Annotated in this window: 10 protein-coding genes and 1 pseudogene; 4 read left to right on the forward strand and 7 right to left on the reverse strand. The window is 68.7% G+C overall.

Annotated features, from left to right (window positions below):
* Nucleotides 1-6 precede the first annotated feature (6 nt).
* The 6 genes from VD972_RS05190 to VD972_RS05215 form a co-directional block, all read right to left on the reverse strand.
* Nucleotides 7-720: a DNA-binding domain-containing protein gene (locus tag VD972_RS05190; protein WP_324981647.1), complete on the reverse strand. Its 714-nt coding sequence runs from the start codon at nt 718-720 to the stop codon at nt 7-9.
* The gene (locus VD972_RS05195; RefSeq protein WP_324981650.1) at nt 717-1,562 is read right to left on the reverse strand and encodes a DUF692 domain-containing protein; all 846 of its coding nucleotides are present in this window, start codon (nt 1,560-1,562) and stop codon (nt 717-719) included. The genes VD972_RS05190 and VD972_RS05195 overlap by 4 nt, the downstream gene beginning before the upstream one ends.
* A gap of 79 nt (nt 1,563-1,641) precedes the next feature.
* Nucleotides 1,642-1,851, reverse strand: coding sequence for a hypothetical protein (locus VD972_RS05200; protein ID WP_324981653.1), 210 nt, complete (start codon nt 1,849-1,851; stop codon nt 1,642-1,644).
* A gap of 46 nt (nt 1,852-1,897) precedes the next feature.
* Entirely contained in the window at nt 1,898-2,533 is a 636-nt protein-coding gene (locus VD972_RS05205) for a YceI family protein (RefSeq protein ID WP_324981656.1), read from the reverse strand.
* 94 nt (nt 2,534-2,627) lie between these two features.
* The gene (locus tag VD972_RS05210) at nt 2,628-4,061 is read right to left on the reverse strand and encodes a hypothetical protein (RefSeq protein WP_324981658.1); all 1,434 of its coding nucleotides are present in this window, start codon (nt 4,059-4,061) and stop codon (nt 2,628-2,630) included.
* Nucleotides 4,061-5,278 carry a DUF1015 domain-containing protein gene (locus tag VD972_RS05215; protein ID WP_324981661.1) on the reverse strand — a complete coding sequence of 406 codons (1,218 nt, stop codon included), beginning with the start codon at nt 5,276-5,278 and terminating at the stop codon, nt 4,061-4,063. The genes VD972_RS05210 and VD972_RS05215 overlap by 1 nt, the downstream gene beginning before the upstream one ends.
* A gap of 378 nt (nt 5,279-5,656) precedes the next feature.
* On the opposite strand from VD972_RS05215, the gene VD972_RS05220 reads away from it, so the two are divergent.
* The 4 genes from VD972_RS05220 to VD972_RS05235 are packed head-to-tail and all read left to right on the forward strand — an operon-like array spanning nt 5,657 to nt 10,444.
* Nucleotides 5,657-7,264, forward strand: coding sequence for a helix-turn-helix domain-containing protein (locus tag VD972_RS05220; protein WP_324981663.1), 1,608 nt, complete (start codon nt 5,657-5,659; stop codon nt 7,262-7,264).
* Complete coding sequence (locus VD972_RS05225; protein ID WP_324981667.1) at nt 7,261-8,130, forward strand: tetratricopeptide repeat protein; 870 nt, start codon at nt 7,261-7,263, stop codon at nt 8,128-8,130. Before VD972_RS05220 ends, VD972_RS05225 begins: the two co-directional genes overlap by 4 nt.
* A gap of 53 nt (nt 8,131-8,183) precedes the next feature.
* Nucleotides 8,184-9,308, forward strand: coding sequence for a hypothetical protein (locus tag VD972_RS05230; RefSeq protein WP_324981670.1), 1,125 nt, complete (start codon nt 8,184-8,186; stop codon nt 9,306-9,308).
* Nucleotides 9,287-10,444 (forward strand): hypothetical protein, encoded by a 1,158-nt coding sequence (locus VD972_RS05235; protein ID WP_324981673.1) that lies wholly within the window; start codon nt 9,287-9,289, stop codon nt 10,442-10,444. Before VD972_RS05230 ends, VD972_RS05235 begins: the two co-directional genes overlap by 22 nt.
* A gap of 39 nt (nt 10,445-10,483) precedes the next feature.
* On the opposite strand, the pseudogene VD972_RS05240 reads toward VD972_RS05235, so the two are convergent.
* Nucleotides 10,484-10,756: pseudogene (locus tag VD972_RS05240) on the reverse strand (hypothetical protein); the annotation flags it as partial.

A 10,756-nucleotide genomic window follows, 5' to 3' on the forward strand; every position in this document is an offset into this window, starting at 1 on the left:
CCTGCCTCAGGAGATGAGGACCAGACCGTCCACGGCGCACTCCTCCACGGCCCGTCGCACGTCCTCTTCCGCCATGCCGGTGGCCGCCGCCACGTCGCCCGGCGAGAGCCCCTCCACGGCCATCTTCAGCACCAGCAGGGAGCGCTCGTGGGCGGCCGTGAACCACGTGTTCAACTGGCGCGGGTTCCGCCACAGGAGCGCCATCTCGTCGCCCGGGGCCGGAGCCAGTGCCGCTCCCTTCCCACGGACATAGGCGCAGAGGCGGAACGGGTGCTGGAGCACCGTGAGCGTCGGGTTCACCGTGAGCCGCTCCACGCGCTCCGGCAGCCGCTCCTCGGAGGCATACACCGCCCAGTCGGCCCACTCGAAGCGCGCGAGCGCGGGGAGGAACTCCGGCAGCCCCTGGGCCACCGTCACATCCGCCACGAAGGCCGGGAAGGCCTCGCCCAGCTGGTTCATCTCGAAGTGCCGCGCGGGGCGCGTGGCGGTGTAGCCCTCCACCAGCTGCTCCCAGCGCTCCAGCCCGATGCGCGCCTGGAGGAGCGGGTAGAGCTTCTCCATCACCTCTCGGACGTGGGCGAGCACGAACTCCCCGTAGAGCGCCACCCGCTTGGGCGACGCGTCCCAGCCCGGATGCGCCGCGTGGAGCTGCTCCTGCCGAGAGGGCTCTGCGAAGAAGTGCGCCATCGAGTCGAAGAAGTGCCGCAGCTCCGGCTTCATCGCGCCACCTCCTTCAAGGCAGCGCGCGCCAGGTCCGCCTGATCCAGCACCGCCTCCATGGAGGGAATGGCCTGATCCCACTCCATGAGCGTGGACACCGGCCCAGTGCGCTCCAGCACGTAGCGGTAGAGCGACCACACGTCGTCGCACACAGGCCCGCCGTGGGTGTCGATGATGACGTCCGGGTAGCGGTCATGCCCGGCCAGGTGGATCTGCACCACGCGATCCAGCGGGAGCGCGTCGATGAAGGCGCGCGGGTCATACGCATGGTTCTGCGCGTTGACGTAGACGTTGTTCACGTCCAGCAGGAGGCCACAGTCGGCCTGCTCCGCCACCTGCCGCAGGAAGGCGGCCTCGGCCAGCGTCCCCCCCGGCATGCGCGCGTAGTAGCTCGGGTTCTCCAGCAGGAAGGGCCGGCCCACCCGCGCCACCACCTCGCGGACGCGGGGAACCACATGCTCAACCGCCTCCTCGTTGAAGGGCAGCGGGAGCAGATCGTGGAGGTACACGCCGGCCAGGCGCGAGTAGCACAGGTGATCCGAGAAGAAGGGCGCGTCCAGCTTCTTCACGAGCGCCGCGAGCCGGGTGACGTAGTCCTCGTCCAGCGGATCCGGACCGCCGATGTTCAGCCCCACGCCGTGCGGGAGCACCGGCCAGCGCTCTGCACAGGCCTCGAGGGTGTGCTGCGACCGGCCCCCCAAGGTGAGGAAGTTCTCTGGGATGATCTCCAACCAGTCGAGCTGCCGCTCGGTGCGGGGCAGCGCCTCATAGAAGCTGCGCCGCAGCCCGATGCCGGCCCCCAGTGGTCTCAGCCCATGCCGCTGCGCGTAGCTCTCGGACACCGTGAAGATCCTCGGGGAAGAAACAACACGGGCGGCGGGAAGGCTTCTTCCCACCGCCCGCGTGCACTGTGAGAGCGGACTACTTCTTCTCGCCGCTGCAGCCGCCGGCGGCGCACTTGCCCTCGGCGCCCTTCGCCTCGGTGCCAGCCGTGCACTTGGCCTCGGCGCCCTTCGCCTCGGTGGTCCCCTCGGCGGTGGTCCCCTCGGCGGCCTTGTTGGAGGCACAACCGGTGGCCAGCGCGCCGAGAGAGAGGGTACCAACGATGGCAGCCAGAGCCTTGACGTTCATGGGTGATTCTTCCTTTCGGGACTACGTGGTTACTGCGTGGGGGGTACTACAGCTTGAACTGGGTTGAGCCCCAGGCGTCGACGGACACATCAGCGACTTCAGCCACCTTGAGGATCAAGACGCCAGTCCGGTTGATCTTGTAGGACTCCAGAGGGATCTGGAACTTGGCGCGCAGGCGCAGCAGATCGCCCGGGGCGCGCTTCTTCGTGTCCTCGGACTCCTTCATGTAAGAGGCGGTGATCTCCACGGGCTCCTCGCGCGTCACGCCGTGGAGGCTGAACCGGGCCTTGGTCTGCAGCTTCAAGGGCTTGCCGGACTCGAGCGTGGAGGGCAGCGCCAGATCCTTGAACTCGACGATGATGTCCGGGTACTTCGCCGCGTCCAGCCACTTGTCATTCTGCAGGTGACCGTCGCGCGACTCGTTCCCCGTCTTGATCGAGCTGACCGGCACCGCGAGCTTGCCGGAGGCCTTGTTGCCCTCGACGACGATGGTGCCCGTCAAGCGGTTGGACAGCCCGTTGATGACCTCGAGCGGCGCATCGAGCAAGAAGGTGACGGTGTCGCGATTCTGCAGATCATTGAAGACGAAGGTCTGCTTCGCGTTCGCGGCGGGCGCGGTCTGCGCGCTGGCAGTCAGCGGCAACAGGGAGACGAGGCACAGCGCGGCGAGACGTACGAACATGTCAACCTCACTACGGATGGGAGTACAGGGTGGATGCATGTTCTACGCGGGGGACTGCCTCCCGGTTACCTGGCGGAATTCCCGCCTCCGTTGACTACTGGGAGCGGGCAGGGGTTTTTCCGTCCAGTGCCTCACGCAACTGGCTGTCCCTGGCTGGTTGAAGCTTGACGCCGCCCGGAGTGTTCATCACGCCGAGGTCTTCTAGCAAACCTTCCAGCGCTGCAAAAGCAGGCCGACGCAGATCCTCCGCCAGCAGCGCTTCGAAGAGCGGCCGTCCAGCCACCGCGTCCACCGCCGCGCCATAGCTCTCTACAGTGGCGGTGGATCCTTGCATCGCCAACAACTCCAGCACGTCCGTCAGCCCGCGCTGGTTCTCGGTGGCCCGCCGCAGTGCCACATCGAGGCGCAGGGAGAAGAAGGCGCCCACCCAGTAGATGCCCGGCGGCGCGTCCTCGTCGATCATCTCCTGCATCGTCCGCCCGTCGGCCTGCTCCCTCCCCATGTTGAAGCCATAGAGCAGCTCGCGCCAGAGGCGCTCAGGTGACTGCCGCCCGGAGCGCGTCCGAGCCACCTCCGTGAAGTAGGTGGCAAGCCCCTCGGAGACCCAAGGGGTACGGGGGAGGATGGCGGGGTGGATCAGGTGCAGCAGCTCATGGAGGGCCATCCAGTCCCGGGTGAGCGCGTCAGGCGGAGTGTCCTGGCCCACCAGCAGGGCGACGCTGGGCGGAGAGCTCCACATCACCATTCCGAAGAGGTCGGCATCATTCCGCCTCGGCACGGGGTAGACGATCACGCTGACCCGAGGGTACGGGAAGGTGCGCCGGATCTGGCGCACCTCTTCAGCCCGCTGCCGCACCCACTCGCAGACGCGCGCATCCTCCATATGCGTCATCGGAGCCAGGATGGCCACGTCCAGCACCGCGTCCGGCAGTTGGACCTGGTAGCGCCGCCCACCAAAGGCGTGGAAGCCCGAGTCCACCAGGTCCTCGGTCCGCAGGCGGTACAGCCCGTCGGGCCCTGGCTGCCACGGCAGGAGCACGTCCGCGCCCTGCACCGAGAGCTCCACCTGGTGGCGGGTCTCCGCGAACCGCGGGCGGATGAGCCAGGACTTCCCTGCGATGAGCAGCGCGCCCTCCGCCGTCATGCCTCCATAGAGATCCCACCAGCGCCGGCCCGTGCGCGCGTTCAGCGAGTAGCGGTAGCGAAGCGAGCGCGTATCGGAGGGCACGAGGACGCCCCCCTCCTCCACCTGCAGCACCCGCACCTCACCCGTGTCGCTGTAGGCCTGGACGGTGCGCACACCTCCCGCCTGGGTGAAGAGGAAGTCGCGGGGCGCCTCGTTGCTGCGCACCACCTCCACGTCGAGCGCCTGCTCGGGCTCGCGGACGTAGGTGACCTTGTAGCGCAGGGCCGCGGATGCCTCCTCCGCGGGCGGCCGGGGTTCGCGGATGACCTCTGGCCGGCAGGAGCACAGCACCGCGGCGAGGGCCGCGAGGCCCAGGCCCCAGACATGGGAGCGGGGTGACATCAGAACAGGTGCAGGACGAGCCCACTGCGCAGCTTGGGCTCGAACCACGTGGACTTGGGCGGCATGATCTCCCCCGCATCCGAGATGGCCATGAGCTGATCCAGGCTCGTCGGGTAGAGCGAGAAGGCGACCTTCGATGCCCCGCCATCGACCAGCCGCTCCAGCTCCTCCATCCCGCGGATGCCGCCCACGAAGTGGATGCGCGCGTCCTTGCGCGGATCGCCGATGCCCAGCAGGGGCTCCAACACGTTGCGCTGGAGGATCGTCACGTCCAGCACGCCCGTGGGCGTCTGCTCGAAGGTCCCCGGCTTCGCGGTGAGCTGGTACCACTTCCCGTCCAGGTACATGCCGAACTGGTGGGCGCGATCCGGCTTCTTCTGGGCGCCCTGCTTCACCTCGAAGCGCTCGCCCAGCCGCTGCAGCAGCTGCTCCGGCGACAGGCCGCGCAGATCCTTCACCACGCGGTTGTAGTCGAGGATCTGCATCTGATCGTGCGGGAAGATCACCGCGAGGAACCGATCGTGTCCCCCACCCTGCCCGCGCTTGTGGCGCAGCGCGTGGACCCGCGAGGCCGCCGCGGAGCGATGGTGCCCGTCGGCAATGTAGAGCGCCGGCACCGCGCGGAAGGCCTCCTGCAGGCGGGTGTTGAGGGCGCCGCGCACGACCCAGAAGGTGTGGCCGATACCGTCCTCGGTGGTGAAGTCGTACTCCGGCGCGCCGCGCGTGCCCTCCTCCACCAGCGCGTTGATGGCCGGCGAGACGCGGTAGGTGAGGAACACTGGCTCGTCGTTGCCCCCGAGCTCATCCACGTGCTGCGTCCGGTCGTCCTCCTTGTCGGCGCGCGTGAGCTCGTGCTTCTTGATGCGGGAGGCGTCGTACTCCTCCACGCTCGCGGCGGCCACCACGCCTGTCTGCACGTGCGCGCCCATCCGCTGCCGGTACAGGTAGAAGCACGGCTCCGCGTCCTGCACCAGCCGGCCCTTCTTCTGGAACTCCTCGAGGTTCTCCCGGCCCTTCGCGTACACCTCGTCCGCGTGCTCGTCCGTGCCGGGCGGCAGGTCGATCTCCGGGCGAGAGACGCGGAAGAAGCTGTCCGGGTTGCCCCTCGCGTAGGCGCGCGCCTCCTCGGCGTTCACCACGTCATAGGGGGGTGCCACGAGCTTCGGTGCCAGTTCCTTCGGAGGGCGCAGGCCACGGAAGGGACGCAGGTCAGCCAAGGAAACGCTCCAGGTCAGGGTCCGGGGCCGAGAGGCTGGCCCAAAGCCTCGGGCGATGCGAGCGCCTTCTCCGAGGCGCGCCCAGGGGCGCCACCCGGCACTTCCTTTTTTCATGGCGCACCGTGTCAGTAAAACGTTGACAAGGCCCGCCGCGAGCGCCAGGGCGCGCACCGCCTGAATCCCTGTAAGCCACTGTAAAGACTGCTGATTCCCCGCGAGTGAACGTTTCGGGACTGTCCAAGGGCCCCTCGTCCGTTGCCCCTCAGACAGGGCCGCGCCCCTCCCAAAACGTTGATTGCAAATCGGTAAATCGGTTTGCAGAGTGGCCTCGAGCATGGCGAGCGCCGGCCTGAGGGCGCCGCTATGTAGGACAAAGTAATGAACGAGAATGCACTGAACGCGAACGTCGGGCTGAAGCTCCGAGGCCTGCGGCTGGCGCGCAACATCAAGCAGACGGACGCGGCGAAGGACCTGGGGGTGTCCCCGGCGTACCTGAACCTGATCGAGAAGGGCAAGCGGGTGATGCCCTTCCCGCTGCTGTGGAAGGCGCTGCGCTACTTCGATCAGGATCCAGAGCAGTTCATGTCCACGCTGGGCGAGGGCCGGGTGGACGAGGCCCTGGCGAAGCTGCTGGACGAGCCGCTGCTGAAGAGCCTGGACATCGACTCCGAGTCGCTCCAGAGCCTGTCAGCGGAGCCGAAGCTGGCGGGCACGGTGGCCGCCCTCTTCAACCTCTACAAGAACACGCGCACACAGCTGGAGAACGTGCTGGCGCAGCTGTCCGCCGAGGAGCGGGCGCGCGCGCAGCGGAGCGACGGCCCGGGCCTGCGCTACGACTACTCGCCCTATGACGAGGTGAGCGACTTCCTGGAGTCCCACCGCAACTACTTCCCGGAGCTGGAGGAGCAGGCGGACGCGCTGCGCCGGGACTTCAAGCTGGAGCGGCTGCTCACCAGCAGCCAGCTCATCCGGCTGCTCGAGGAGCGCTTCGGCTTCCGGGTGAGCTTCGAGCGGGCCACCAGCGGCTCGTCCGTGGTGCGGCGCCTGGATCCCGAGGAGCAGACCCTCACGCTCTCGCCGGACCTGACCGAGCAGCCGCTGAAGTTCCAGATAGCCACCTCGATCGGGCTGCTGCTGATGGACCGGGCGAAGCTGGTGGAGCGCATCGTCGGGGCCAACCGCACGCGCCACGCGGAGACGGTGCGCCTCATCAAGGTGAACCTCTCCAACTACTTCGCCGGCGCGCTGATGCTGCCGTACGGGGACTTCTTCAAGGAGGTGGAGCGGACGCGCTACGACGTGGAGCTGCTCTCCAGCATCTTCGGCACCACCTACGAGACGGTGGCCCACCGGCTGTGCAACCTCTCGGATCCGAAGCGGCCGGGGCTGCCGTTCCACTTCCTGCGCGCGGACATCGCCGGCAACATCTCCAAGCGCTACAGCGGCACGGGGCTGAAGTTCGCCAGCGGCGGCGGCTCGTGCGGCAAGTGGGCGGTGCACCTGGCCTTCCTCAACCCGGGCCAGCTCACCCGGCAGTACTCGATGATGCCGGACGGCACCGCGTACTTCTGCTTCGCCAAGGTGCAGCTGCAGCCCATCGAGGGCTCCATCGTCAAGGGCACGGCCTACTCCATCGGCCTGGGCACGCACGCGGAGAACGCGAAGTACCTGGCCTATGGGCTGCCCACCACGGATCTGCGCAAGGACGCGGTGTCCACCGGCATCACCTGCCGCTTCTGCGAGCGCACGGACTGCAACCAGCGCGCGGCGCCCAGCTACCGCTTCGCCTTCGCCTTCGACGAGTACACGAAGAAGGACTGCTTCTTCTCCCCGCTGCTCGTCCACGAGCAGGGCGACAACCGCGCCTCTCAGGGTGAGCGCGGGGACCATGGAGAAAGAAATGGCGAAAGAACTGGGGCCGATAAGAACGGCCGGCAGGAACTGCTGGACAAGCAGGCCCGGCGCCGCAACAAGGGCGAGGCATGAGCCTGACGGACACCGAACGCGCCCACATCCAATCCGCCCTCCAGAAGCAGCGTGACGCGCTGGCCGCGCTGCGCTTCACCGGCAGCCCGGTGGAGGTGGGCCAGGGGCTGCTCCAGCTCGCCGAGCTGCACGGCCTGCTCGAGGATCACGCCGCGAGCCGCAAGCACTACGAGGAGGCGCTGGGCCTCTTCAAGACGGCGCACCACAAGACGGGCCAGGCCCAGGCGCTGTACGGGCTGGGGATTGCGCGCGCCCAGTTCGAGGACCACAAGGGCGCCATCGAGTGGATCGCCCAGGCGACGGCCCTCTACAACGAGGTGAAGGACAAGGAGGGCGAGGCGCTCTGCCGCGCCTGCATCGGCGAGTCCCTGCGCGCGCTGGGGCACACCGAGGGCGCCGAGGAGAAGTACCAGGAGGCGCTGATCCTCTTCCGGCAGACGCGCAACACGGCTCGCGTGGCCGCGCTGCTGATGGACATCGGCGACATCCGCATGGAGGCCGCGGACTACAAGCGCGCCCGTGAGCGCTTCCTGGAGGCCCTCACGCTGCTGGAGAAGGGCGAGGAGCCGGAGCCGCTGGCGCTCTGCCAGCTGCTGCTCGGCGAGGCGGAGGGGCTGATGGGCAACCACGAGGCGGCGCGGCCCCACCTGCTCCAGGCGGTGGAGCTGTACGCGCAGCTGCATGATCACGTCTTCGAAGCCCGGGCCCGGTGGGATCTGAGCCTGGCCTGCTACCACTCCCAGGACTGGCCGGCGGCGCGGGCCCAGCTCGAGGCCGTGCTCCCGCTCTATGAGGAGCAGGGCCGCGAGGAAGAGGCCGCCAAGGTGCGCAACGTGCTGGCGCACTTCACCGCTCGCGGCGTGTGACTCAGGCGCCCTGGAGAATTCACCTTGAGACCCCTGCCCGGTATGGTGAGTGGATGAACCTCTCCGTCGGTTTGCCCCGCATGCACAAAGAGGCGGGCGAGCGGCGGGACTTCCTCCCCGCGCTCGTCTCCTTCCTGGACCGGGTGGGCGTGAAGGCCATTGTCCTCGAGGAGGGCTATGGCTCCGGGCTGGACGTCCCCCTGGCCGAGTACCTCGCCGCCTCGAGCAAGGCGCGCACGGGCACCTATGAGGAGTGCCTGGCCCAGGACGTGGTGGTGGTGCTGCGCTGCCCGGACGACACCACGCTGCGCAAGCTGCGTCCCGGCACCGTGCTCTACTCCATGCTGCACTACCCTACGAGGCCCCACCGGCTGGAGCTGCTGCACGAGTTGGGCCTGCGCGGGGTGAGCCTGGACGGCCTCACCGACGACAGGGGCAAGCGCCTGGTGGAGAACCTCCAGTCCGTGGGGTGGAACGGGGTGCAGGCCGCCTTCCGCGAGCTGGCCAGGACGCACCGGCGCTTCCGAGACACGGGGCGCCGCCCCCTGCGCGTCACCATCCTCGGGGCAGGCGCGGTGGGCGGGTACGCGGCCCGGGCCGCCAGCCGCTACGGCGATGATCAGCTGCGCCAGGCCATGCTGGCCGCGGGCGTACCCGGCATCGAGGTGTCCCTGCTGGACCATGACGTGACCGGCATCGAGAACTACATGCTCTCGCGGCTGGAGCACACGGACCTGCTGGTGGACGCCACCTTCCGGCCGGACCCCAGCCGCCCCGTCATCCCCAATGACTGGGTGGGCGCGCTGCCGGTGCATGCGGTGATGTTGGACCTGTCGGTGGACCCGTACGACTTCACCACGACCCCGGCGCAGGTGAAGGGCATCGAGGGCATCCCCGAGGGCAACCTGGACCAGTACGTCTTCGCGCCAGAGGATCCCGTGTATGCGCGGATGGATCCGCGCATCCAGACGAAGCACCGCCGGGTGGCGCTCTCGTGCTACTCCTGGCCGGGAGTGAACCCCCGCGAGTGCATGGAGGTCTACGGCACGCAGCTCGAGCCGCTGCTGCGCGTCGCCCTCGAGCTGCCGCTGGACACGCTGGACGAGAAGCATGGCAGATACTTTGAGCGTGCGGTGGCCCGCGCGGAGTCGACGAGATGGCACAAGGCAAACCGCTGACGCTGGGACTGCCCCGCATGCACAAGGAGCGGGGAGAGCGCCGGGACTTCCTCCCGAGCCTGGTACGGAGGCTGACGAAGTGGGGCGTGGAGGTGTACGCCGAGTCCGGCATCGGCTTGGGGATGGGGCTGACGGACGCGGACTACGCGGGCCTGGGCGTGCACGTGGTGGACGGGCAGGAGGCGTACGCTCAGGACGTGGTGCTGGTGCTGCGCTCCCCGGAGCTGGACGAGCTGACGAAGCTGAAGCGCGGCGCCACGCTCGTCTCCATGCTGCACTTCCCCACGCGGCCCCAGCGCATCCGCCGCCTCACCGAGCTGGGGCTGGAGGCGCTCAGCCTGGACTCCATCGAGGACGACGAGGGGCAGCGGCTCGTGGAGAACATGCACGCGGTGGCATGGAATGGGCTGGAGGCGGCCTTCGACACGCTGGAGAAGACGGACGCCACGCTGCTGGATCCGGGGCGCCCGCCGGTGCGGGTGACGGTGATGGGGGTAGGCATGGTGGGCAAGCACGCGGTGGAGGCTGCCACCAAGTACGGCCGCCTCGAGCGCAGCGAGGCCTTCCGCCAGCGCGGGCTGCAAGGCGTGGAGGTGACGGTGCTGGGGCGGGACCTGACGGGCCACTGGGCCTATATGCGCGAGCGGCTGCGCAACACGGACGTACTGGTGGACGCCACCCAGCGCTCCAACCCCTCGCAGCCCCTGATCCCCAACGAGTGGCTGGCGTGGCTGCCCCAGCACGCCATCGTGTGCGATCTGGTGGTGGATCCGTACGTGCTGGAGGTGACGCCTCCCACGGTGCGCTCGGTGGAGGGCATTCCGCGCGGTGATCTGGACCAGTACGTCTTCCTGCCGGAGGACCCGGGGTGGATGAAGACGGTGCCGGCGGAGATTCCCACCCAACACCGACGGGCCACGGCGACGTGCTACTCGTGGCCGGGGGTGCACCCGCGCGAGTGCATGGAGCGGTACGAGCACCAGCTGGCGCCCCTGCTGGAGACACTCTTCAGCCGCGGCGGGGTAGAGCACCTGCGCCCGGACGGGGACTTCCACGAGCGGGCGCTGTGCCGCGCCAGCCTGCGCTCGTGGAACGGCAGCCTCGATCTGCCCGGGAGCGAGGAGCCCCAGGACTGAGCTTCTTGCCCTTGAGCGCTCCATCCGCTGCAGCTGACTTCAGGCGCTGATGCCGGCGCCCAGCGCGATCGCCAGCAGCCCCAGCACCCCCGCGGCGCAGAGGGTGTAGCGCCACTCGCCGCGCAGCCCCAGCATGGTGCCGGCCATCACCAGCCGCGCCACAGGCGTCACCAGCAGCAGCGACGCCGCGCCCTTGCGCAGGGTGTCGATGGTGACCTGCACCGTCTGAGACTGGGGCAGCGCCTCCATGGCCAGCGAGCCGAGGAACATCGCCCCGCTCACCACCGCCCCGCCTCGCAGGACTCGGGCGAT

Origin of the sequence: Hyalangium sp. (genome assembly GCF_035629615.1) — a bacterium.
Lineage (GTDB): Bacteria > Myxococcota > Myxococcia > Myxococcales > Myxococcaceae > Hyalangium.